At 61.9% G+C, this 23,564-nt stretch carries 22 protein-coding genes; 17 read left to right on the top strand and 5 right to left on the bottom strand.

All coding sequences use genetic code 11. The features are described from left to right. Nucleotides 1-215 precede the first annotated feature (215 nt). The 6 genes from secY to rplQ all read left to right on the top strand — a co-directional run bounded on the left by secY (nucleotide 216) and on the right by rplQ (nucleotide 4,906). The gene (gene secY / locus NKJ80_RS09095) at nucleotides 216-1,556 is read left to right on the top strand and encodes a preprotein translocase subunit SecY (RefSeq protein ID WP_023672761.1); all 1,341 of its coding nucleotides are present in this window, start codon (nucleotides 216-218) and stop codon (nucleotides 1,554-1,556) included. Next, a complete protein-coding gene (locus NKJ80_RS09090; RefSeq protein ID WP_023714162.1) occupies nucleotides 1,553-2,161 on the top strand; it encodes an adenylate kinase in 609 nt (202 codons plus the stop codon). The genes secY and NKJ80_RS09090 overlap by 4 nt, the downstream gene beginning before the upstream one ends. 211 nt (nucleotides 2,162-2,372) lie before the next feature. After that, nucleotides 2,373-2,741 (top strand): 30S ribosomal protein S13, encoded by a 369-nt coding sequence (gene rpsM / locus NKJ80_RS09085; RefSeq protein WP_006205445.1) that lies wholly within the window; start codon nucleotides 2,373-2,375, stop codon nucleotides 2,739-2,741. Between the two features lie 126 nt (nucleotides 2,742-2,867). Continuing rightward, complete coding sequence (rpsK, locus tag NKJ80_RS09080) at nucleotides 2,868-3,257, top strand: 30S ribosomal protein S11 (protein ID WP_006205444.1); 390 nt, start codon at nucleotides 2,868-2,870, stop codon at nucleotides 3,255-3,257. 102 nt (nucleotides 3,258-3,359) lie between these two features. Further along, complete coding sequence (locus NKJ80_RS09075; protein ID WP_023682599.1) at nucleotides 3,360-4,370, top strand: DNA-directed RNA polymerase subunit alpha; 1,011 nt, start codon at nucleotides 3,360-3,362, stop codon at nucleotides 4,368-4,370. A gap of 104 nt (nucleotides 4,371-4,474) precedes the next feature. Then, a complete protein-coding gene (gene rplQ / locus NKJ80_RS09070; RefSeq protein ID WP_023736689.1) occupies nucleotides 4,475-4,906 on the top strand; it encodes a 50S ribosomal protein L17 in 432 nt (143 codons plus the stop codon). 77 nt (nucleotides 4,907-4,983) lie between these two features. Here rplQ and NKJ80_RS09065 read toward each other — a convergent pair whose 3' ends face one another. Beyond that, the gene (locus NKJ80_RS09065; RefSeq protein ID WP_155922398.1) at nucleotides 4,984-5,610 is read right to left on the bottom strand and encodes a hypothetical protein; all 627 of its coding nucleotides are present in this window, start codon (nucleotides 5,608-5,610) and stop codon (nucleotides 4,984-4,986) included. 134 nt (nucleotides 5,611-5,744) lie between these two features. On the opposite strand from NKJ80_RS09065, the gene NKJ80_RS09060 reads away from it, so the two are divergent. The 8 genes from NKJ80_RS09060 (at nucleotide 5,745) to NKJ80_RS09025 (ending at nucleotide 14,938) form a co-directional block, all read left to right on the top strand. After that, on the top strand, nucleotides 5,745-7,238 hold the full coding sequence (locus NKJ80_RS09060) for a DegQ family serine endoprotease (protein ID WP_352444382.1): 1,494 nt from the start codon (nucleotides 5,745-5,747) through the stop codon (nucleotides 7,236-7,238). 47 nt (nucleotides 7,239-7,285) lie between these two features. Then, nucleotides 7,286-8,596, top strand: coding sequence for a replication-associated recombination protein A (locus NKJ80_RS09055; RefSeq protein WP_352497458.1), 1,311 nt, complete (start codon nucleotides 7,286-7,288; stop codon nucleotides 8,594-8,596). 182 nt (nucleotides 8,597-8,778) lie between these two features. After that, nucleotides 8,779-9,609, top strand: a complete 831-nt coding sequence (locus NKJ80_RS09050; RefSeq protein WP_023682594.1) for an aspartyl/asparaginyl beta-hydroxylase domain-containing protein — start codon at nucleotides 8,779-8,781, stop codon at nucleotides 9,607-9,609. 53 nt (nucleotides 9,610-9,662) lie between these two features. Further along, a complete protein-coding gene (gene crcB / locus NKJ80_RS09045) occupies nucleotides 9,663-10,037 on the top strand; it encodes a fluoride efflux transporter CrcB (protein ID WP_352497457.1) in 375 nt (124 codons plus the stop codon). A gap of 133 nt (nucleotides 10,038-10,170) precedes the next feature. Beyond that, nucleotides 10,171-11,151, top strand: coding sequence for an RluA family pseudouridine synthase (locus tag NKJ80_RS09040; RefSeq protein WP_023672769.1), 981 nt, complete (start codon nucleotides 10,171-10,173; stop codon nucleotides 11,149-11,151). Between the two features lie 2 nt (nucleotides 11,152-11,153). Continuing rightward, nucleotides 11,154-12,071 (top strand): DMT family transporter, encoded by a 918-nt coding sequence (locus tag NKJ80_RS09035; RefSeq protein WP_352497456.1) that lies wholly within the window; start codon nucleotides 11,154-11,156, stop codon nucleotides 12,069-12,071. Nucleotides 12,072-12,082: 11 nt separating this feature from the next. Further along, nucleotides 12,083-12,874, top strand: coding sequence for an ATP12 family chaperone protein (locus NKJ80_RS09030; protein ID WP_023738898.1), 792 nt, complete (start codon nucleotides 12,083-12,085; stop codon nucleotides 12,872-12,874). 177 nt (nucleotides 12,875-13,051) lie between these two features. Next, complete coding sequence (locus tag NKJ80_RS09025; RefSeq protein ID WP_023682590.1) at nucleotides 13,052-14,938, top strand: MFS transporter; 1,887 nt, start codon at nucleotides 13,052-13,054, stop codon at nucleotides 14,936-14,938. Between the two features lie 93 nt (nucleotides 14,939-15,031). Here the strand turns inward: NKJ80_RS09025 and NKJ80_RS09020 are convergent, their stop codons facing one another. After that, nucleotides 15,032-15,229, bottom strand: coding sequence for a DUF2735 domain-containing protein (locus tag NKJ80_RS09020; protein WP_023688422.1), 198 nt, complete (start codon nucleotides 15,227-15,229; stop codon nucleotides 15,032-15,034). A gap of 316 nt (nucleotides 15,230-15,545) precedes the next feature. On the opposite strand from NKJ80_RS09020, the gene NKJ80_RS09015 reads away from it, so the two are divergent. After that, the gene (locus NKJ80_RS09015) at nucleotides 15,546-16,586 is read left to right on the top strand and encodes a glutamine synthetase beta-grasp domain-containing protein (RefSeq protein ID WP_023688423.1); all 1,041 of its coding nucleotides are present in this window, start codon (nucleotides 15,546-15,548) and stop codon (nucleotides 16,584-16,586) included. A 137-nt stretch (nucleotides 16,587-16,723) separates the two neighbouring features. Here NKJ80_RS09015 and glnA read toward each other — a convergent pair whose 3' ends face one another. Both glnA and NKJ80_RS09005 read right to left on the bottom strand, forming a co-directional pair. Further along, the gene (gene glnA / locus NKJ80_RS09010) at nucleotides 16,724-18,133 is read right to left on the bottom strand and encodes a type I glutamate--ammonia ligase (protein ID WP_023672775.1); all 1,410 of its coding nucleotides are present in this window, start codon (nucleotides 18,131-18,133) and stop codon (nucleotides 16,724-16,726) included. Nucleotides 18,134-18,191: 58 nt separating this feature from the next. Further along, the gene (locus NKJ80_RS09005) at nucleotides 18,192-18,530 is read right to left on the bottom strand and encodes a P-II family nitrogen regulator (protein WP_006205430.1); all 339 of its coding nucleotides are present in this window, start codon (nucleotides 18,528-18,530) and stop codon (nucleotides 18,192-18,194) included. Between the two features lie 384 nt (nucleotides 18,531-18,914). Between NKJ80_RS09005 and NKJ80_RS09000 the strand changes: the two genes are divergently transcribed. Both NKJ80_RS09000 and NKJ80_RS08995 read left to right on the top strand, forming a co-directional pair. Beyond that, a complete protein-coding gene (locus tag NKJ80_RS09000; protein ID WP_023672777.1) occupies nucleotides 18,915-20,468 on the top strand; it encodes a bifunctional ADP-dependent NAD(P)H-hydrate dehydratase/NAD(P)H-hydrate epimerase in 1,554 nt (517 codons plus the stop codon). Next, nucleotides 20,465-22,465 (top strand): hypothetical protein, encoded by a 2,001-nt coding sequence (locus NKJ80_RS08995; protein ID WP_352497455.1) that lies wholly within the window; start codon nucleotides 20,465-20,467, stop codon nucleotides 22,463-22,465. The genes NKJ80_RS09000 and NKJ80_RS08995 overlap by 4 nt, the downstream gene beginning before the upstream one ends. 25 nt (nucleotides 22,466-22,490) lie before the next feature. Here NKJ80_RS08995 and NKJ80_RS08990 read toward each other — a convergent pair whose 3' ends face one another. Then, nucleotides 22,491-23,561 (bottom strand): M48 family metallopeptidase, encoded by a 1,071-nt coding sequence (locus NKJ80_RS08990; protein WP_352497454.1) that lies wholly within the window; start codon nucleotides 23,559-23,561, stop codon nucleotides 22,491-22,493. Nucleotides 23,562-23,564 lie beyond the last annotated feature (3 nt).

The following is a 23,564-nucleotide window of genomic DNA, read 5'->3' as shown; positions in this document are numbered from 1 at the left end:
GTTCACGATTGCGCTTTGATCCAATCAATTAGGCGGCCGCGTCAACGCGGCCGCTTGCATGTTTAGAGCCCGGAGCTTATCTCGTGAGCTTCGGTGCCACGCGCCGCCTGAGCTGCGGGCATCGAGCGTGACATACAAATCAAAGAAGTAGCGCATGACGTTGTCCGAAAACCGCTTCACACTTTTCGGCATCATGCTCTAGCGGAGAATCAGGCATGGCTTCGGCTGCTGAACAACTAGCCTCGAATCTGAATTTTGCGGCTTTCGCCAAGGCGGAGGACCTGAAGAAGCGAATCTGGTTCACCGTCGGCGCGCTGCTCGTCTATCGCCTCGGCACCTATATCCCGCTGCCCGGCATCAATCCGGATGCATTCGCGCAGGCCTTCTCTTCGCAGGCCAAGGGCGTGCTCGGCATGTTCAACATGTTCGCCGGCGGCGCCGTGCAGCGCATGGCGATCTTCGCGCTCGGCATCATGCCTTATATCTCAGCCTCCATCATCATGCAGCTGATGACCTCGGTCATTCCGTCGCTGGAAGCGCTGAAAAAGGAAGGCGAGCAGGGCCGCAAGGTCATCAACCAGTACACGCGCTACGGCACGGTACTCCTGGCGCTGGTGCAGGCCTACGGCATTTCAGTGGGCCTGGAAGGCGGCAACGGCATCGTCAACGATCCCGGCATGTTCTTCCGCATCTCGACCGTCGTCACGCTGGTTGGCGGCACCATGTTCCTGATGTGGCTGGGCGAGCAGATCACCGCCCGCGGCATCGGCAACGGCATTTCGCTGATCATCTTTTCCGGCATCGTCGCCGGCCTGCCGCGCGCCATCTCCGGCACGCTGGAGCTCGGCCGCACCGGCGCCCTATCGACCGGGCTGATACTCGCGATCATCGTGCTGGCCATAATCGTCATCGCGCTGATCGTGTTCTTCGAGCGCGCGCAGCGCCGCCTGCTGATCCAGTATCCGAAGCGCCAGGTCGGCAACCGCATGTTCCAGGGCGATACCTCGCATCTGCCGCTGAAGCTCAACACGTCGGGCGTCATTCCGCCGATCTTCGCGTCGTCGCTGCTTTTGCTGCCGGCAACGGTCGCCGGCTTCTCGCAGACGACAAACCTGCCGGCATGGGCAAGCACCGTGCTCGCCTCGCTCGGCCACGGCCAGCCGCTCTACATGCTGTTCTATGCGGCAATGATCGTGTTCTTCGCCTTCTTCTACACGGCCATCGTGTTCAATCCGAAGGACACCGCCGACCAGCTCAAGAAGCATTCCGGCTTCATTCCGGGCTACCGTCCGGGTGAGCGCACCGCCGATTACATCGACTATGTCCTGACGCGCATCACCGTCGTCGGCGCCATCTATCTGGTGCTGGTGTGCCTGCTGCCCGAGTTCCTGATTTCGGCGACTGGCGTACCATTCTACCTCGGTGGCACATCGCTTCTGATCGTGGTCAGTGTAACCCTCGATACGGTCGCGCAGATCCAGGGTCACCTGATCGCGCACCAGTATGAGGGCCTGATCAAGAAGTCGAAGCTGCGCGGGGGGAAGAAGGCCAGATGAGATTGATATTGCTTGGACCGCCAGGAGCGGGCAAGGGGACGCAAGCACAAAGACTGGTAGAAAAATACGGCATACCGCAGCTGTCGACGGGTGACATGCTGCGGGCGGCCGTGCAGGCCGGCACCGAAGTCGGCAAGCGCGCCAAGGCGGTGATGGATGCCGGCGAGCTGGTTTCCGACGCCATCGTCAACGCCATCGTGGCCGAGCGCATCGATCAGCCCGATTGCACCAACGGTTTCATCCTCGACGGATATCCGCGCACGCTGGTGCAGGCTGATGCGGTTGAATCGATGCTCGCCGAGCGCGGCATTGACCTCGATGCCGTGATCGAGTTCGTCGTCGACGACAAAGCGCTGGTCGCCCGCATCGTCAAGCGCGCCGACGACGCCAAGGCCGCCGGACAGCCGGTGCGCAAGGACGACAATCCGGTGGTGTTCGAAGAGCGCCTGCGGGAATATTACAAGAAGACCGCGCCTCTGATCGGCTATTATTATGCCAAACGCTCGCTTAGGAGTGTCGACGGCATGGCCCCTGTCGACACCGTGACGGCGGAGATTGAAGCGCTGCTCGCGGCGGTGACGCGGGAGACCGTTACGGTAAAGTAAAGATTGCGCTTGACTGGAACGGTTCGCTGGGTTATGGCGGCCCGTCTTCCTATCAGGCATGAGGCTTGCTTGTCCGCAAGGGCAAGGCAGCCGCATTGAAACCAGGGAACTCCCGCAAGGGCCGGCCTCCACCGGACGCGGGGTAATTTGAACAGCGCCGCGCATGCCTTTTTTTGAAGGCCGGCCGGTCCCACATGGAGAAGAGAAGAATATGGCTCGTATAGCCGGCGTCAACATTCCGACCAACAAGCGCGTCGTCATTGCGCTTCAGTACATTCACGGCATTGGCAAGAAGTTCGCCCAGGAGATCGTCGACAAGGTCGGCATCCCGGCCGAGCGCCGCGTCAACCAGCTGACGGACGCGGAAGTGCTGCAGATCCGCGAGACCATCGACCGCGACTACCAGGTCGAAGGCGATCTGCGCCGCGAAGTGTCGATGAACATCAAGCGCCTCATGGACCTCGGCTGCTACCGCGGTCTGCGTCACCGCCGTTCGCTGCCGGTTCGCGGCCAGCGCACGCACACCAATGCACGCACCCGCAAGGGCCCGGCCAAGTCGATCGCCGGCAAGAAGAAGTAAGTGAGCGATAGCGAGTGGCCATTAGCGAGTAGGGGTTCCCTATTCGCTGGTCCCTGCTCACTACTCGCTTTCAAAGGTGGAGCCGCTGGCATTACGGCGGTGTAGAGATCAACTGAAAGGACTATCATGGCCAAGGAAGCCGCTCGTGTTCGCCGTCGCGAACGCAAGAACATCTCGTCGGGCGTTGCCCACGTCAATTCGACCTTCAACAACACGATGATCACCATCACCGACGCGCAGGGCAATTCCATTGCCTGGTCGTCGGCCGGTGCCCAGGGCTTCAAGGGTTCGCGCAAGTCGACCCCGTTTGCCGCCCAGATGGCTGCCGAAGACGTCGCCAAGAAGGCCCAGGAACACGGCATGCGCATGCTCGAAGTCGAGGTCTGCGGACCCGGCTCCGGTCGTGAATCGGCGCTTCGCGCCCTGCAGGCTGCCGGCTTCACCATCACCTCGATCCGTGATGTGACGCCGATCCCGCACAATGGCTGCCGCCCGCGCAAGAAGCGCCGCGTCTAAGACATTACCGAACGCCGCGTGAGCGCCTCAAGGCGCTCCTCCACGGCACTCCAGGTCGCCCGCCACGATTGGATGGTGGCGGGTCAACGGAAGGAAAGCATCATGATCCAGAAAAATTGGCAGGAACTGATCAAGCCGAACAAGATCGAGTTCTCGTCGAAGAAGAAGACGCTGACCACGCTGGTCGCCGAGCCGCTCGAGCGCGGCTTCGGCCTGACGCTCGGCAACGCGCTGCGCCGCGTGCTTTTGTCTTCGCTGCGCGGTGCGGCTGTCACCGCCGTGCAGATCGACGGCGTTCTGCATGAATTCTCGTCGATTGCCGGCGTGCGTGAGGACGTGACCGACATCGTCCTCAACATCAAGGAAATCGCCATCCGCATGGAAGGCGATGGTCCCAAGCGCATGGTCGTTCGCAAGCAGGGCCCGGGTGCGGTTCTGGCTGGCGACATCCAGACGGTTGGCGACGTCGAGATCCTCAACCCGGACCACGTCATCTGCACGCTGGACGAGGGCGCTGAAATCCGCATGGAATTCACCGTCGACACCGGCAAGGGTTACGTGCCGGCCGACCGCAACCGCGCCGAAGACGCGCCGATCGGCCTGATCCCGGTCGACAGCCTGTATTCGCCGGTCAAGAAGGTCTCCTACAAGGTCGAAAATACCCGCGAGGGCCAGGTTCTCGACTATGACAAGCTGACCATGACCATCGAGACCGACGGTTCGATCTCGGGCGAGGACGCGGTGGCATTCGCTGCCCGCATCCTGCAGGACCAGCTTGGCCTGTTCGTCAATTTCGACGAGCCGCAGAAGGAAGTCGCCACCGAAGCCGTCACAGAGCTCGCCTTCAACCCGGCGCTGCTCAAGAAGGTCGACGAACTCGAGCTTTCGGTGCGTTCGGCCAACTGCCTGAAGAACGACAACATCGTCTACATCGGCGATCTCATCCAGAAGACCGAAGCCGAGATGCTGCGCACCCCGAACTTCGGCCGCAAGTCGCTGAACGAGATCAAGGAAGTGCTCGCGGCGATGGGCCTGCACCTCGGCATGGAAGTGCCGGACTGGCCGCCGGAAAACATCGAAGACCTCGCCAAGCGTTACGAAGACCAATATTGAGCATGAATTTCCAAGGATCGGCGGCGTGAGCCGCTCGATCCGACGGTCATGCGGAAAACCATCAGAGGCCACGGCCTCTTGAACAACTGAAGAGGAAAAGAGCCATGCGCCACGGTTTTAAAGGCCGCCGCTTCGCCCGAAGCATTAGCCATCGCAAGTCGATGTTCGCCAACCTCGCCGTGTCGCTGCTCGAGCACGAACAGATCGTCACCACCCTGCCGAAGGCGAAGGATCTGCGTCCGATCGTCGAGAAGCTGGTGACGCTCGGCAAGCGCGGCGACCTCCATGCGCGCCGCCAGGTGATTGCCCAGATCGGCAATGAAGGCGTCGTCAAGCGTCTGTTCGACACGATCGCGCCGCGCTACGCCACGCGCAATGGCGGCTATCTGCGCATCATGAAGGCGGGCTTCCGCCACGGCGACAATGCCGCCATGGCGGTCATCGAGTTCGTCGACCGTGACACCGACGCCAAGGGCGCCGGCGACCGCGCTCGCCTCGAAGCTGAAGGCACCAATGAGGAAACCGCGGCCGCATAAGGCTGGGGGTTTCTGGATGAATTCAAAGGGGCCTTCGGGCCCCTTTTTGTTACCAGCGTCCTACGTTTAGCGAGCGTTTAGCGAGCAAGCGTCAGGTAGTCGCGACCGCTAAGCAGATTCCAATTGAAGGCGCCGGGGATCTCTTCGAACGCCGGTTGGGGATAGGAATAGATACTGTCGAGGGTGGCGCGGGAATCGATATCGCTGACCACTTGCGACACGGTGGAATTGGCCAGGTATTTTTGGGCGTCCCCATCTTCGATGAAGTCTGTATCGACTCGGAAATGAATCTGAATGGGACCCGCGCAGATGTTCAGCAAGATATCGTCGCTCAAGGCGGCGTAGAAAACCGCTGCCTCTTCTGGAGCCCAAAGGCCGGCAGCCAGGAATTCCGAAGGCTTCGTCTCTCCACTGAACCCATCCAATGAGAGCACAAGGCGATCGGTGAGAACCTCAAAATCACCTTCGAGATAGCCCGCTTCTTCGATCTGAAACCAGTTCATCCAATGAGGTGCTTCTTCATCAAAGGAAATTTCGAGCTTTCCGAAAATCCAATAGACCGGAATCGTCCCTGCAGGTTCCGTGACCCAGCCGTCAGGCGGACCCAGCACACCGGCGATGTCGATCATTTTCAGAGAAGGGGAAACGGGCCCAAAAGTGCCGGTCTTCAAAAAGTCACGGAATGACAGGAGTTGTTTTTTCATGAAGGTCGACGAAGGTTCTCAGTTTCAAGCCGACCTATAGCTGCTTTGCGGGCCAGAATAATCAGATTTCAGCGGCTTAGCCTTTCATTTTGCACAATCGTCGGGACAATGGCGCCCGACCTGGAGGATTCGGAATGCACTTCAAACGGCTGTTTCTTGTTGCCCTTTGCGCGCTGGCCGCCTTTGCCGCGGCACCGGCCGTGAAAGACGCCCTGGCCGAGGACGCCGCCAAGCCAGCCGATCCGGGGCTCTCCGATGTGCTGACCGACCTCTTGCATGGCGTCGAAGGCGAGAACGGCACCTCCGGTCCCGACAAGCGCGTGCCGTTCGGCCGCGAAGAGGTACAGCTGTCGTTTGCGCCCCTGGTCAAGCAGACGGCGCCGGCGGTGGTCAATGTCTATGCTTCGCAGACGGCCAAGGTCACGTCGCCCTTCGACGGCGATCCTTTCTTCGAGGAATTCTTCGGCCGCGCGCAGCCGCGCGCGCAATCATCGCTCGGCTCGGGCGTGCTGGTCGATCCAAGCGGCGTCGTCGTCACCAATTTCCACGTGATCAAGGATGCCGACGAGGTCAAGGTCGCGACCGCCGACGGGCGCGAATTCACCTCGAAGGTCATGCTCAAGGACGAGACGCTTGACCTCGCCGTGCTCAAGATCAACTCCGACAAGCCCTTTCCGGTGATCGCCATCGGCGATTCCGACGCGCTCGAGGTCGGCGACCTGGTGCTGGCCATCGGCAATCCGTTCGGCGTCGGCCAGACCACCACCAGCGGCATCGTGTCGGCGCTTGCCCGCAGCCATATCGGCGTTTCGGATTCGGGCTACTTCATCCAGACCGACGCCGCCATCAATCCCGGCAATTCCGGCGGCGCGCTGATCAACATGGGCGGCCAGCTGGTCGGCATCAACACCGCCATCTACAGCCGCAGCGGCGGCTCGATCGGCATCGGCTTTGCCATCCCGGCCAACATGGTGCGCGCCTTCGCCGACGCGGCCAAGGCCGGGCTCGATTTCTTCGAGCGGCCTTATATAGGCGCCGAGTTCGAAGCGGTCACACCGCAGATCGCCGAATCGCTTGGCATGGAGAAGCCGACCGGCGCGCTGGTGTCGTCGGTTGAGGAAGCCGGACCGGCGGCCAAGGCAGGGCTGAAGCCCGGCGATGTCGTGCTGCAGCTCAATGGCACGACGGTCGAAGGCATCGAGGCGCTGGATTACCGCATGGCGACCCTGTCGATCGGCACCAAGGCGACCTTCGCCATCCTGAGCAAGGGCCAGCAGGCGACGATGGAGATCGCACTGGAGCGCGCGCCGGAAGGCGCCAAGGCGTCGGAAGTGACCCTGCATGGCCGCAGCCCGTTCTCCGGCGCCAAGGTCGCGGAACTGTCGCCCAGGCTCGCCCAGCGGCTCGGCCTGCGCACCGACCTAAAGGGGGTCACCGTGGTCGACATCAACCGCGATTCGCCGGCCGCCGATTTCGGCTTCCAGCCGGGCGACATCGTGCGCGAGGTGAACGGCACGACGGTCGATACGGCGGCGACACTGGCGCAGCTTGCCCAGCAGGATACACGCTGGTGGCGCTTTACCGTCGAGCGCGGCGGGCAGATACTGCGCCAGGTGTTGCGTTACTGAGGCGATCTTCCCATTTCTGAGGATCGTGCTCCAACCAGAAGACCTAGATGGCCGATCTGTTCAGCGTCGATGAACCGGAAAGAGCGCCGCCCCGCCGGCCTTTGGCCGATCGGCTGCGCCCGAAAAATCTTGGCGAGGTCGTCGGCCAGGAGCATTTGACCGGGCCGGACGGCGCGCTGACGCGGCTGATCAACTCGGGTTCGCTCGGCTCGATGATTTTCTGGGGACCGCCGGGAACCGGCAAAACAACCGTTGCACGGCTGTTGGCCGGCGAGACCAGTCTTGCGTTCGAGCAGATATCGGCGGTGTTTTCCGGCGTCGCGGACCTGAAGAAAGTGTTCGAAGCAGCGAAGCTGCGCCGCACGAATGGCCGCCAGACGCTGCTGTTCGTTGACGAGATCCATCGCTTCAACCGCGCCCAGCAGGACTCTTTCCTTCCGGTCATGGAGGATGGAACAGTTGTTCTGGTCGGCGCCACGACCGAAAATCCATCGTTCGAGCTGAACGCGGCGCTTCTGTCGCGCGCGCGGGTGCTGGTGTTTCACTCGCTGGGCGAGGACAGCATCGCCAAACTGATGACGCGGGCGGAGGAGACGGAGGGCAGGGCGCTTCCGCTCGACGACGAGGCGCGGGCGATGCTCATCCGCATGAGCGATGGCGACGGCCGGGCCTCGCTAACGCTGGCCGAGGAAGTCTGGCGCGCCGCCAAACCCGGCGAGGTTTTCGATCCCGAAGGGCTGCAGCGCATCCTCCAGCGCCGCGCGCCGATCTATGACAAGGGCCAGGACGGTCACTACAATCTGATCTCGGCGCTGCACAAATCGGTGCGTGGGTCCGACCCGGACGCGGCGCTTTATTATCTTGCCCGCATGTTCGACGCCGGCGAGGATCCGCTCTATCTCGGCCGCCGGCTGGTGCGCATGGCGATGGAGGATATCGGGCTGGCCGACCCGCAGGCGCTGGTTATCGCCAACGCCGCCAAGGACGCCTACGACTATCTCGGCTCGCCCGAAGGCGAACTGGCCTTCGCCGAGGCCACCGTCTATCTCGCCACCGCGCCCAAATCCAACGCCGTCTATACCGCCTTCAAGGCAGCCACGCGGGCGGCGAAGGAGTTCGGTTCGCTGCTGCCGCCCAAGCACATCCTCAACGCGCCGACCAAGCTGATGAAAGAGGAGGATTACGGCGCCGGCTACCGCTACGATCACGACCAGCCCGATGCTTTTTCCGGCCAGGACTATTTCCCCGAAAAGATGGGCCGGCAGACCTTTTATGATCCGCCCGAACGCGGCTTCGAGCGCGATATCAAGAAACGGCTGGACTATTGGGCAAAGCTGCGCAGCGAGCGGGAAAAATAGGCGCGCGGGACAAACGGGACGAACTCGGCCTGCCCGCGATGAACTGAAATTCTGCCCCCGCCAGTCACAGCAGTGTGATTGTACCGCATGACAAAAAGCCCTATCACGTCGCATGACTCGGCCGGGAGGCTGCCAGGACGGGCGATAATTCGGAACGGGGACAGCGCGCGGCGCGAACAGAAATGACAAAATCCCTTCGCAAAACGCTTCGCCAGGCTGTGATTGCTGTCCCGCTGCTCGCGCTCGGCTTCTATTTCATTCCGATCCTGACCACGATCTGGATCGTCTGCGGCCTGATCGATGTGCTGCGCAACGCCAGCAAGGATCTGTCGCTGTTGCGCGGCTATTTCCTCGGCAATGGCATCTTCACCTGGCTGCTGTCGCCCTTCAATCTGCTGGTGGACCTCGTTTGCTACCGCAACCCGGGTGTGTGGAAGCTGGAGCAGTTTCCTGCCGATTATCAGCGCGAGGTCAACGAGGTTCTTGACGTCTTCAAGGCGCGCAAGGACGAGATCATCGCCGATATCGACGCCAATTTCGGCACCGGTCGTCGCGGCATGTATGTCTATCAGTGGTACGGCAAGCACCGGATCGACAATGTTGCGGAATTCAACAAGGATTTCAAATACATCAAGACCATTGCCGTGTCTGTCTTCAGAGGCAAGGAATCGACTTCCTGGCATTTCGGACCGCTGCGGCTCAGCCTGCGCATCCTCTACAATCTCTTGCCGGTGAAGGCAGAGGTTTTCGTCGAATGCAACGGCGCCAGGAATTACTGGCACGACAACCCGCTCTATATTTTCGACGACACGCTGCTGCACCGCTCGGTCAACGAGTATGATGGGCGCCGCTACTGCGTGTTCATGGACATCATCCGCCCGTCGCCGTTCCCCGGTTTCATCGCCGGACTTCTGGCCATCGTTTCGGTCACCGTCGAGCGCATCAATTCCATGTTCTACAAGAACTGGAAGATGATCGGCTCGAGCAAGGCAAAGAAGGTCGAGACGACCTGAGGCGTTAGCCTGAAGGGATTGACCGCACTGCCTTGGCCGGGCAGTAAACGGGCATGTTCAATCTGCTTCTTGTTGTGGTCGGCGGCGGCATCGGCGCCGGCATCCGCCACCTGACCAACATCGGCGCCTTGCGCCTCGTCGGCCCCAACTACCCCTGGGGGACAATGGCGATCAACATCCTCGGCTCCTTTGTTATGGGGCTGTTCGTCGCCGCGCTGATGCGGCGCGGCGGTTACAATGAGCTCCGGCTGTTCGTCGCCACGGGCATCCTTGGCGGCTTCACCACCTTCTCCGCCTTTTCGCTCGATTTCGCGACCCTGTGGGAGCGCGGAGCGACGCTGACGGCGTTGGGATATGCGCTTGCCAGCGTCGTTGGCGCCATTATCGCCCTGTTTCTGGGACTTTGGCTCGCAAGAACCGTTTCATAGTGTTATTGCCCCGACCTGGAGCACGCCGCATCCTCTGGACGCGCTGCAGAAACTTTGATCTTGCGCATGATCCTTTCCGAAAGCCGGAGTAGATTTTCGGGGTCACGCGTTAGAAACGGATAAAGCGAAAATCATGGCAGGCGTAGAACAGATCACGGTGGAGGCCGGCGAGGCGGGCATGCGGCTCGATCGCTGGTTCAAGACCCATTTCCCCGGCCTCGGCTTTGGCCATCTGCAGAAGTTGCTGCGCTCGGGCCAGATCCGCGTCGATGGCGGCCGGGTCAAGGCCGACAGCCGTGTCGAGCCCGGCCAGGTGGTGCGTGTGCCGCCGCTCGAGGTCGACAAGAAGGGCGAGAGTGCGCTTACGGGTTACTCGATCCGCAACCAGGGCGACGCCGATGTGCTGGCCAAGATGCTGATCCACGAAGATCCAAAAGTCTTCGTCTTCAACAAGCCGGCCGGCCTGGCGGTGCAAGGCGGCTCGGGCGTCACCCGCAATGTCGACGACATGCTGGAGGCCTGGCGCAGCCAGAAGGGCGAGAAGCCGCGCCTGGTGCACCGGCTCGACCGCGACACGTCGGGCGTGTTGGTGGTTGCCCGCACCAGGCTTGCGGCGATGAAGCTTTCCGAGTCATTCCGGGCGCGCGAGACCAAGAAGACCTATTGGGCGCTGGTCAAGGGCGTCCCGCCCAAGCGTGAGGACAAGATCTCGACCTGGCTGATCAAGGAGCCGACCGAGGACGGCGACCGCGTGCGCGTGGCAGCCCATGGCGAAAAGGGCGCCGACCACGCCGTGTCCTACTATCGCATCATCGAGCAGGCGGCTCAGACGATGACCTGGCTGGAAATGGAGCCGTACACTGGCCGCACCCACCAGCTGCGCGTTCATGCCGCCTATATCGGCTGCCCGATCCTCGGCGACCCCAAATATTTCGAGGCCGACACCAACTGGGACTTTCCGGGCGGCATTCAGAACCGCCTGCATCTGCATGCGCGCCGCATCGTCATTCCGCACCCGGACAAGGGCGTCATCGACGTCACCGCGCCGATGCCGCCGCATATGCGCCAGAGCTGGAACCTGATCGGCTTCGACGACGCCAGCGCGGAGGACTGACATTGGCCGTTGCCTCGGTATTGGATCGCCGCGATGCGGTCGATCTGGCGGCTGCTTCCATCATGGTCGGGTTGACCTTTTCCTGGGGGCTGAACTACGTAGCCGTCTATATGTCTTATTCGGGGTTCGATGCGTTTTTCTTCTTGTTCTCACGTTGGATCTTTGGAGGGCTCTGTTTGGTCGGCTGGTGCTGGCTGCGCGGCATCAGGCTGTTTAAGGCCGACGGGTCGCTTGTCGCCGGCATCATCGTCGGCGTGCTGTTCGGCGTCGAGTTCCTGTGCCTCTATATCGGGCTGGAATACACGACCGTTGCCCGCAACACACTGCTGGTCAACACCATGCCGTTCTGGGTCCTGATCGGCGGCCATTTCCTGCTCGGTGAGCGTATCAACGCGCGCAAGCTTGGCGGGCTCGTTCTCGCCTTCTGCGGCCTGGTGGCGGTGTTTTCAGACGGGATTGCCGGCGGCACCGACGTGACCTTGATGGGCGATCTGCTCAGCCTCGGCTCCGGTATTCTGTGGGCGGCGACCAGTATCGTCATCAAGCGTTCGAAACTGGTCGAGACCAGTGCCGAGAAATTGCTGCTTTATCAGCTGGCCGGTGCGGCCATTGTCGGTGTCCTGGTTCTGCCTTTCGCCGGCCCGCCGATCCGCGCGGTCAGTGCCTTGCCGACATTGGCGCTGCTGTTCCAGTCGCTCTATATAGTTGCCTTCACCTATGTGCTGTGGTTCTGGCTGCTCAGGCGCTATCCGGCATCGGGCCTGTCGAGCTTCGCCTTCCTGTCGCCGGTGTTCGGCGTCCTCTGCGGCGCTATCATTCTTGGCGAGGCGCCAACGACCAGGATCTTTGTGGCGCTTGGGCTGATCGCAGTCGGCCTGATCATCGTCAACCGGCCGGCGCGCAAGCAGGTACCTGGATAGAAAGTTCGACCATGCGTGACATCCTCAACGACCTCGAAGCGGGAAAGCATCTGTCCGATCCGGATCCGGTCCGCCGCGCGCAGATCCAGATGAAGACGCACCTGCCGAAGCGCTTCTACAAGGACGTGTCGGTCGCAGCTGTGGAGGACGGTTTTGCCGTCCATCTCGACGGCAAGCCGGTGCGCACGCCGGGCAAGGCGCTGCTGGCGCTGCCGACCGAAAAGGCCGCCGCCCTGGTCGCCAATGAGTTCGCTGCACAGGGCGAGACCATCGACCCGGTCACGATGCCGGTGCTGCGTCTGGTCAACACCGCCATCGACGGCGTCGCCAGCGACCCGCAGGCGGTGCTGGAGGACGTCTTGCGCTTCGCCTCGTCCGATCTGACCTGCTACCGCGCCGACGCGCCACAGGGGCTGGTCGAGCGGCAGAACCAGCATTGGGATCCGGTGATCGACTGGGCGAGAGCGACATTAGGGGCTCGGTTCAATCTCGCCGAGGGCATCATCCATGTCGAGCAGCCGCGCGAGAGCATCGCAGTGCTCGGCGCTCATCTTGCCCAGCGTGCCGAGCCGCTGCGGCTGGCCGCAATCCATGTCATGACTTCGCTGACCGGGTCGGCGCTGCTGGCGCTGGCGGTCGATTACGGCGCGCTCGATGGCGACGCGGCTTGGGCCGCCGGCCATGTCGACGAGGACTGGCAGATCGAGCATTGGGGCCAGGATGCCGAGGCTGTCGCACGCCGCTCGGCCCGCAAACGCGACATGATGGCGGCCGTCGGCCTGCTCGATGCGCTGAAGACCTGATCCTCGGCCTTTGCCGCACTGCACCTAATACCAAAGTCATAAATCCAAGGTCTGTCTGCCTCCGGCGGTCGCTTTCTGTCATTTTTTACGCTGATGGCTGGTTCGAGTCGCGTTCAGAGGGAACGCCGACGATGACGCCCAGCGTCGAAGGCAGACGATTCACGGGAGGACAGTTCAATGGCATTGGCATCGACCGCCGGCGGAGCCAGCCGCGGCATGACACGAGAGGAGAAGAAGGTCATCTTCGCCTCCTCGCTGGGCGCGGTTTTCGAATGGTATGATTTCTATCTCTACGGAGCGTTGGCCGGCGCGATCGGCTTGACCTTCTTCAACTCGTTTCCCGAAAGCACCCGCTACATCTTCACGCTGCTGGTCTTCGCCGCCGGCTTCATCGTGCGCCCGTTCGGCGCGCTGGTGTTCGGCCGCATCGGCGATCTCGTCGGCCGCAAATACACATTCCTTGTCACCATCATGATCATGGGTCTGTCGACTTTCCTTGTCGGCCTGCTTCCGGGTTCAGAGACACTGGGCATTCTGGCGCCGATCCTGTTGATCGCGCTGCGCATGCTGCAGGGCCTGGCGCTTGGCGGCGAGTACGGCGGCGCCGCGACCTATGTCGCGGAACATGCGCCGGACGACCGTCGCGGCTTCTACACCTCATGGATCCAGACGACGGCGACGCTCGGCCTTTTCCTGTCGCTGATTGTCATCCTGCTGGTGCAGAATTCCGTAAGCAAGGACGCCTTCAACGCCTGGGGATGGCGCATTCCGTTCCTGGTCTCGGCTATCCTGCTCGGCATTTCGGTCTGGATCCGGCTGTCGCTTTCGGAATCGCCGACCTTCCTGCGCATGAAGGAAGAGGGCAAGAGTTCCAAGGCGCCGCTGTCGGAAGCCTTCGGCCAGTGGAAAAACGCCAAGATCGCCATCCTGGCGCTGTTCGGCCTCACCGCCGGTCAGGCCGTGGTCTGGTACAATGGTCAGTTCTACGCACTGTTCTTCCTGGCCAATGTGCTCAAGGTCGACGCGCAGTCGGTGAACATCATGATTGCCATTGCGCTGGCACTCGGTACGGGCTTCTTCGTCTTCTTCGGCTGGCTGTCCGACAAGATCGGCCGCAAGCCGATCATCATGGCCGGCCTTGCGCTGGCGGTCGTCACCACCTTCCCGCTGTTCAAGGCGTTGACCTGGGCCGCCAATCCGGCGCTCGCCACCGCACAGCAGAACACGCGCGCCACGGTGACGGCGGCTCCGGGAGACTGCAACTTCCAGTTCAATCCGACCGGCACGCGCGTACCGGTCAGTTCGTGCGATATCGCGACCGATTTCCTTGCCAAGAACTCGGTGCCTTACGACATCGTCTCGACGGCGGCGGCGGGGACCCCGGCGAGTGTCATGATCGGCAGCGAAACCGTGGCGTCTTATGATGCCAAGGCCGCGGGCGACAAGAAGGCTGCCAGCGACGCTGCCTTCAAGAAGGGTATCAATCTCGCGCTTCAGGGGGGCGGTTATCCGCTGAAGCGTGCTGCCGCCAAGGTTGCCGACCAGAAGCTCGACGCCTTTGTCGCGGCCAATCCTGAACTGAAGCTCGACGCGGCAGCCATCCGCGCCGGCGAAAAGACCGCGGTCCCGACCGAACAGGCGATCAAGGACAAGGTGCTGACCAAGGACGAAGCCGCGGGCGCCACCGAGGTGACCGTCTACAGCGTTCCGGCAGCGGGCGCGTTCGCGATGTTTGCCGACCCCGCACAGGTCAACTGGGCCAAGGTCATTGGCATCCTGTTCATCCTGGTCCTCTACGTGACCATGGTCTACGGGCCGATCGCGGCAATCCTGGTCGAGATGTTCCCGACCCGCATCCGCTACAGCGGCATGTCACTGCCCTATCACATCGGCAATGGCTGGTTCGGCGGCCTGCTGCCCGCGATCGTGTTCGCGTTCAGCGCCTACAAGGGCGATATCTATTACGGCCTTTGGTATCCGGTGGTGATCGCGGCGGTGACGCTGATCATCGGCATGATCTTCGTCAGGGATACGCTCGGCACCGACCTGCATACCAAGCAGTAGCCGACCGCTCTGTATCAAACACAAACCCGGCGCGAGCGATCGCGCCGGGTTTTTGATTTGTGGGCCTGTTCGATCTATCAGCGCGGAAGACGCCTAGCTCTTGCGAGGCTGTTCGGCCTCCGCAATGGCGGCCTCATGATACCAGGCCTCGCCATGGGCAAGCGGGTGATCGCGCAGCGAAGCAAGCTCTGCCGCAAACTTGGCCTTTACGCCTAAATTTGAGGCAGTTACACGCGATGCCGCCGGGAATATCAGGATTTTGGCCGACGGACGGGCTGAGGTGATTTCCATGGTCGGTCTCCTTTCTTCTGGAGAGGCTCTTCGATTCATCTTTCCATCAAGGTAGGTCCTGCAATCCTTTTAGGCAAGATGCCTAAAGAAAGATCTGCATTTGCCTGTTATTTAAGCAAATTCTGCCTTTGATTGATCCGGGCGCATTGCTTAGGCGGCTTGCCATCACCGGCGGGATGAAAGGGCATTTTTGCCGCACCCTGACCAACTGAAGTGGCACACGATTTGCATTTTATCGACCGGCAGCTGGGCTGCTGGATGGCTCGGCGCGCCGGCGTCATCCAGGTTCGGTGATCAAGCAACGAGAGGCTCTAGAATGACGAAATACAAGCTCGAGTATATCTGGCTCGATGGTTACACCCCGGTCCCCAATCTTCGCGGCAAGACCCAGGTCAAGGAGTTCGCCGAGTTCCCGACGCTCGAGCAGCTGCCGCTGTGGGGCTTCGACGGTTCTTCGACGCAGCAGGCCGAAGGCCACAGCTCCGACTGCGTGCTGAAGCCGGTCGCCGTGTTCCCGGATCCGGCCCGCAGCAATGGCGTGCTGGTGATGTGCGAAGTGATGATGCCAGATGGCGTGACGCCGCATGTGTCCAACAAGCGCGCCACCATCCTCGACGACGAAGGCGCCTGGTTCGGCTTCGAGCAGGAGTATTTCTTCTACAAGGACGGCCGTCCGCTCGGCTTCCCCGAGAGCGGCTATCCGGCGCCGCAGGGCCCGTACTACACCGGCGTCGGCTATTCGAATGTCGGCCCGATCGCGCGCCAGATCGTCGAGGAGCATCTCGACCTTTGCCTCGCAGCAGGCATCAACCATGAAGGCATCAACGCCGAAGTGGCCAAGGGCCAGTGGGAATTCCAGATTTTCGGCAAAGGCTCCAAGAAGGCCGCCGACCAGATGTGGATGGCCCGCTATCTCTTGCAGCGCCTGACCGAAAAGTACGAGATCGACATCGAGTATCACTGCAAGCCGCTCGGCGACACCGACTGGAACGGCTCGGGCATGCACGCCAACTTCTCGACCGCCTATATGCGCGAAGTCGGCGGCAAAGCCTATTTCGAAGCGCTGATGGCTCAATTCGACAAGAACCTGATGGACCACATCGCCGTCTACGGCCCGGACAACGACAAGCGCCTGACCGGCAAGCATGAGACCGCTCCGTGGAACCGCTTCAGCTACGGCATCGCCGACCGAGGCGCCTCGATCCGCGTGCCGCATTCCTTCGTCAACAATGACTACAAGGGTTACCTGGAAGACCGCCGTCCGAACTCGCAAGGCGACCCCTACCAGATCGCTTCGCAGATCCTGAAGACCATCGCGGAGGTTTCGACCAGCGCGCAGGTTTCGGCGGCTGCCTAAGCATCTATAGCGGCGCAGGCTTCGTAAGCCTGCGCCGTAGCCTGCTGCTACCACGTCTACGGTCTGCTATTGGTCAAACAAAAACCCCGGCGTCTGAACTGACGCCGGGGTTTTTCCTTGTCGCTGAGGCTTATCGTTCAGACCGAATAGTACATGTCGTATTCGACCGGATGCGGGGTCATTTCGAAGCGCATCACTTCGGCCATCTTGAGCTCGATATAGCTGTCGATCTGGTCGTCGTCGAAGACGCCGCCGGCTTTCAGGAAGCCGCGGTCCTTGTCCAAGCTTTGCAGCGCTTCGCGCAGCGAACCGCAGACGGTCGGAATCTTCTTCAGTTCCTTCGGCGGCAGATCGTAAAGATCCTTGTCCATCGGCTGTCCCGGGTGGATCTTGTTCTTGATGCCGTCGAGGCCGGCCATCAGCATGGCGGCGAAAGCGAGGTAGGGGTTCGCGCCCGGATCGGGGAAGCGGACCTCGACGCGCTTGGCTTTCGGCGACGAGCCGAACGGAATGCGGCAGGAGGCCGAACGGTTGCGCGCGGAGTAGGCGAGCAGCACCGGGGCTTCATAGCCAGGCACAAGGCGCTTGTAGGAGTTGGTCAGCGGGTTGGTGAAGGCGTTGATGGCCTTGGCGTGCTTGATGATGCCGCCGATGTAGAACAGGCACGACTCCGACAGGCCGGCATATTCATTGCCGGCGAAGGTCGGCTTGCCGTTCTTCCAGATCGACTGGTGGACGTGCATGCCCGAGCCGTTGTCGCCGAAAATCGGCTTCGGCATGAAGGTGGCCGTCTTGCCATAGGCGTTGGCGACCTGGTGCACGACATATTTGTAGATCAGCATCTTGTCGGCGTTGCGGACCAGCGTGTCGAACTTGATGCCGAGCTCGTGCTGGGCAGCGGCAACCTCGTGATGGTGTTTTTCGACGCGCACGCCCATTTCGGCGAGCACGGTCAGCATTTCGGAGCGCATGTCCTGCGCGCTGTCGATCGGCGGCACAGGGAAGTAGCCGCCCTTGACGCGCGGGCGGTGGCCGAGATTGCCGGTCTCGTAGTCGGTGTCGTCATTGGACGGAAGTTCGGTCGAGTCCAGCTTGAACCCGGTGTTGTAGGGATCGGCCTTGTACTTGACGTCGTCGAAGACGAAGAACTCGGCTTCGGGGCCGACATAGATGGTGTCGCCGATGCCTTCGGCCTTCATGTAGGCCTCGGCCTTCTTGGCAGTGCCGCGCGGATCGCGGTTGTAGGATTCGCCGGAGACCGGATCGAGAATGTCGCACAGGATGACCATGGTCGACTGGGCGAAGAACGGATCCATGTGGACGGTGTCCGCATCGGGCATCAGCACCATGTCGGACTCGTTGATCGCCTTCCAGCCGGCGATCGAGGAGCCGTCGAACATGACGCCGTCGGCGAACATGTCTTCCTCGACCTCGATGACATCCATCGTCACGTGCTGCAGCTTGCCCTTCGGATCGGTGAAGCGCAGGTCGACGAATTTCACGTCGTTGTCCTTGATCTGCTTCATGATGTCTTTGGCTGTCGTCATGTCGTTTCTTCCCTGTGTGATGACGTTTCGAGGAGACGTTAATCTGAAATCAGAAAGCTCAGACGGCGTCCATCCCCGTTTCGCCGGTGCGGATGCGAACGACCTCCTCGATGTTGGAGACGAAGATCTTGCCGTCGCCGATGCGGCCGGTCTGCGCCGCCTTGCGGATGGCTTCGATGGCGCCTTCGACGGCGTCGTCGCCCAGCACGACTTCGATCTTCACCTTGGGCAGGAAGTCGACGACATATTCGGCGCCGCGATAGAGTTCGGTATGGCCTTTCTGGCGGCCAAAGCCCTTGGCCTCGGTCACGGTAATGCCTTGCAGACCGGCCTCCTGAAGCGCTTCCTTCACTTCGTCTAGCTTGAACGGCTTGATGATCGCTTCGATCTTTTTCATGTAAAAAGTGGCCTCCACTGCCAAAAAAACGGGTTGTGCGCCCCGCTTGCGCCTCCATCAAGCACGAACTGTGCCAATTTCAGCCCACGCGAAGCGGTTTCGCGCAATTCCAATGCCGCGCCGCGCCGGGATGCACATTCGCGTCATCCTCTGCTTCGGCTGCGGCAAAGCTGCCCGAAGCCTACACATTGCCGCTTCGGGCGTCTGCACGATAATTAGGCAGATTGCGCATTTTGCAGGCCCGCGCGGATCCGTGGCACCAGTCTGCTAAAGGATTGGCCGCACGCCAACGCAGCACCTGGCCGTTTGCTTCGAATCCGAAACTGGACAATGCTCGATAGGGACAAAGGGGTCGGCCTTGAACGAAATGCGGATCGGCAATCCATGAGCAATGAAGTCCTGTCGCCGGCCGAGATGGGCGAGGCCGACCGGCTGGCGATCGCGGCCGGTCCGCTCGACGGCTATGGCCTGATGCAGCGCGCCGGCGAAGCGGTCGCTGCTGTGGTCCTGGCACGCTATCCCGCAGCAAGCCGCGTGCACGTGCTGTGCGGCCCCGGCAATAATGGTGGCGACGGCTATGTTGTAGCGCGGTTGCTGGCCGAGGCTGGTGTGAATGTGGCGCTCTGGGCCGAAGGCAAGCAGAAGCCCGGGAGTGATGCGGCGCGAGCTTCCGAGGCCTGCAATCTGCCGGTCGAGCACATCGGACACTGCTACCCGGAACCGGGTGAAGTCGTCGTGGACGCGCTCTATGGTGCGGGATTGTCGAAGAAGATATCCCTGCATGCCTCTGCCGTCTCAGGATTGGCCGCGGCGGAGCGCGTGCCTGTGGTGTCAATCGATCTGCCTTCTGGTGTGTCCGGCGAGACCGGCTTGAGCAACGCTTATTTCAAGGCCGACGTGACGGTTACGTTCGTGCGGAAAAAGCCCGGCCATCTGCTGATGCCGGGGCGCAGCCTCTGCGGCGAGATCATCATCGCCGATATCGGCATTCCGGATGCGATCGTCGATGAGTTCAAGATCAAGACGTTCGAGAACACGCCTGATTTCTGGCTATACAGTTTTCCGAAAACGGCGGTCGATACACATAAGTATAAGCGCGGCCACGTCAGCGTCTTTTCCGGCGGGCCGAGCGCGACAGGTGCGGCGCGGCTGTCGGCGATGGCTGCAGCCAGAGCCGGGGCAGGGGCGGTGACCGTGCTCTCGCCTGAAAATGCCATGCAGGTAAACGCCGCGCATCTGACATCGATCATGCTGCGCGAGGCCGGTTCGATGGAGGAAGTGCAGGAATTTTTGTCGGCGAGGCACCCCGAAGTACTTGTGTTCGGACCAGGGCTCGGGCCGAAACCCAAAGTGGGGGATTTCGCGTTGCAATTGATCGCGACGGTCGCTGACCTAAACCGCACGTCGACGAGTTCATTCGGAATTCAGCGCCCTGCCATTGTCTTGGATGCTGACGCCATCACGTCATTGGCGCATCAGCCTCAGGCCCTGTTCGACGCCGCGCTGCTCCCGTTGGCGCCGGTATTGGTGCTGACGCCGCATGAAGGCGAATTCGCCAGACTTTTTCCCGACATCGCGAAGGACAAGAAGCAGTCGAAACTCGCCAAGGCGCGCGCAGCCGCTGAACGAGCCAACGCCATCATGGTCTACAAGGGCGCCGACACCGTCATCGCGGCGCCGGACGGCCGCGCGGTGATCAACGCCAATGGTGCACCATGGCTCGCCACCGCCGGTTCCGGCGACGTGCTGGCGGGCATTGTCGCCGCGCTGCTGGCGCAGGGCATGCAGGCATTCGAGGCCGCCTGCGCAGCGGTCTGGATCCATGCCGAGGCCGGCAGCCGCTTCGGACCGGGTCTGATCGCCGAGGATCTGCCGCTGGCGCTGGTGCCGGTGCTGCGTGAACTTGTCGAGGCACGGCAGAAGGTGCCGATCGGATGAAGCGTTTCGCGCTCGCCATTGCAGCCATCATCGCGCTGTTCGCCTCGCATGGCGTGCGCGCTGAGCAGCCGGTGACCATCGTCGACGATCCGGCGGTGCTCGCCGCCCTCGATGCCAAGGGGTTTGGCTTCGCCGGCATTTTCGCCGTCGACGGCGCGGACGATCTGAAGACGCTCTACAGTGAGGTGCCGGCCTATCGTGCTGTTGTCGACATGGTGGCGACCGATATTGCCACGCTGCGGGCCGAGATAAAGGCCGGCGGGCGCACGCTCTACGAGGTGACCGACGGCAATGTCGGCCGCATCATGGATATGCGCTGGCTGAAGACCGAGGCCGCGCGCTTCCGCCTGGTCGGCGTCGTCAACCGGCTGGACCGGCGTGACTTCACCGCGCTGCAAGGTGACAAGAGCTGTGGCGAGGTGCGCTTTGTCTATCGCCTGGCCTACAGTTTCCGCAAGAACGGCAAGGTTCTGGCATCGCGGCTGCCATTCAATTTCAACGCCGTCTACAGCGTGGCGCCGGATGCCGATGGCGGCTGCGTCGGCGTTGCCGGGCGCTGGACACCGCAGATCGACGAAAACGTCGATGCCGGCTGGCTGGTCGGCGGGCCGCTGGCACCGGAGGAACTGACTTTCAAACAGCTCGAACTCAACGCGCAAGTGGTGCGCTTTCCCTCGGGCCAGGAGACCGAGTTCGGCGGGCAGGCGGCCTATCTGATGCGGATCTTCGGCATCGATGGCGCTGCCATCAGCGAGAAGCCGCTGGAGAATACGCCTGACGTTGCGCGGCTCTCGGACAATGCTGCACTCAAGAAAAGGCTCGCCGACTACGTCAGCGCCAATGTCGCGGCCGTCGATCTCGGCGTCTACGAAATCCCCGACGAATTCCTGGCGAAGAAAATCATCTCGTGGTCGACCTTCGGCAGCGCGAGACGGGCCAACCATCCGTTCACGCCGCTGTTCCAGCCAGCGGATTTCGCCGGCCTGGACTATGCGGCGCTGAAACTGGTGCGGACACCGGAGGCGCTGGTCGAGCGGCTGGACAATGGCGCCTGCCAGGGCTGCCACCAGGCAGGCTCGACGGCCGGCTTTCACTTCATCGGCCTCGACGACAAAACGACGTCGCCTCTCAACCGGATCGAGGTCGGCATCTCGCCGCATCTCCATGCCGAGATTCCGCGACGTGAGGCCTGGCTGCGCGCGACGGAAGAAGGCAAGGAGCCGAACCGCTACCGGCCGCTGTCCTTCGCGCCGCCGGCGACATGGACCGATGCCGGCGATGTCGGCTACGCCCCGGCCGAGATCGCGATGCCGTGCCTGATGCCGGATGATGCAAAACGCTTCGGCGCGACTTGGCAATGCGGTGGCGGCACCGTCTGCACGCCGCTGGCGACGGCCTCAGGCGTGCGCACCACGCTGGCGCAATGTCTGTTGCCCAAGGACAGTCCAAAGATGTTTTCGGGCCATCCCTGCCTGACCGGGTCGATCTCCAGCAACCCGTCTCAGCCGTTCAACGACCGCTACAAGATCACCGGCCAGTTCGCCGCTTTTGCGCCGACCCTTTCGCGGACCGCCTACACCTGCCGGCCACCGAAAATCGGCGTACCGGCAGGCATCGCTTATCGCGCCTGCGACGACAAGGACCGCAGCTTCGCCGCCTTCAAGACGGGCAAGCCGATGCCATCGGAAATTTGCGGCATGGTCGGCGGCAAGAAATTCGACACCTGCGTCGCCACCAACAATTTCGACCAGTGCCTCGGCGGCGCGGTCAACCGCGGCAACCGTCCAGCCTGCTCGGCTGATTATTTCTGCCGCGAGGACTATATGTGCCAGTCGCTGCCGCCGGACACGCCGGGTGCTGCCAAGGTGAAAGGCATCGGCTACTGCTCGCCGACCTATTTCATCTTCCAGATGCGCATCGATAATCACGCGACGCCCTGGGCGAGCGCGACCAGCGCCCCCAGGGATGCGAGGTTCGGGGCGGCGGAAGAGGAGTGAGCCTGCGAGTTGGGCGACCACCAGTTCAGCGCTGGAGATAGTCTTCCATCCGCGCAGTCCATTTGGTGTCGAATTCCGAAATGTGGCGCTGTGCTACGCTCGAGTTCAGCAGCGTCGAGAGCGCGGTCACGGCGATCGGGTCCAGGTCGGGCGGCTCCGTGTAGCCAAGCGCCGCCAGCCGTTGAGCCCATGATGGATGGGTGGACTTTGCGTCATCCGGGCTTGCCCACGCCTTGCGGGCGCAAACATCGAGGCAAATGGGTTCTCGCAGCTGGCCGGCAGCTTCCAGCATGCGCTCGAGCGGCGGTCGCGGCGGACGCAAAGCACCTCGCAATTCATGCTGCAAAGGGTCATAGACCGTCTCCGTGAAATGCACGTCTGCCGTGGCAAGAAGCAACAGCGCGCGTGCGGCGTGCTCGGCGTCGCCGGAGGATGCCGCGTGTCGATCTGCCTTGATCTCCGCTTCGCGCGAAAGCCGGATTTCTTCCCGCTCGAACGATTGCGACAGCCAGCCGATAGCGGCGTGGAGCAGGCTGCCTGTGATCGTGGTTCCGGGCGGGGCATACTCGAAGACAAATCCGAAACCGTTTTCGAACTCAGCGAGATTGAGGCTGCCATTGGTATCCTTGTTGCGCACATGCGCGTCCTCATGGGCAAGGATCGCGGTAAGCGCTCTTTCATCGGTCACTGCGAGGAGAGGGATGCCAATGGTTAGAAACAGCCGATTGCCGAGAAGGCCGAGAAGCGTGCGCTCTTCGCGCACGCTGGCGTTCAGGTTGCCCTCTAGTATGACAACCGTGCGCGCAGCACGGCGCGGTCCGGCGACGCTCCGCCACAGCGCCCACAGGCCGGGCGCTTCTGCTTCACTGACGCCTTTGATCTTGCTGCGTCGGAAGCCCGCAAACAATGTGCCGAACAGAAATGCCAAGGCCGTGGTGGCGATCGGCATGACGACAAAGCCGCTGGCGATAAACCAGATCGGATGGTTGTCGAGCAGGGACATCCAGACGCAGAAGATGACGAGGGCGGGAACAACGAAAAACAGGACCGTGAACCTGCCAAACCGCCGACCGGCGCTGATGATCAGTCGCGACATTGG

This window comes from Mesorhizobium sp. M0030, from assembly GCF_040323695.1.
Classification (GTDB): Bacteria; Pseudomonadota; Alphaproteobacteria; order Rhizobiales; family Rhizobiaceae; genus Mesorhizobium.
Note: the sequence above shows the minus strand (reverse complement) of the source record. Positions and strands in the feature narration are given on the sequence as shown.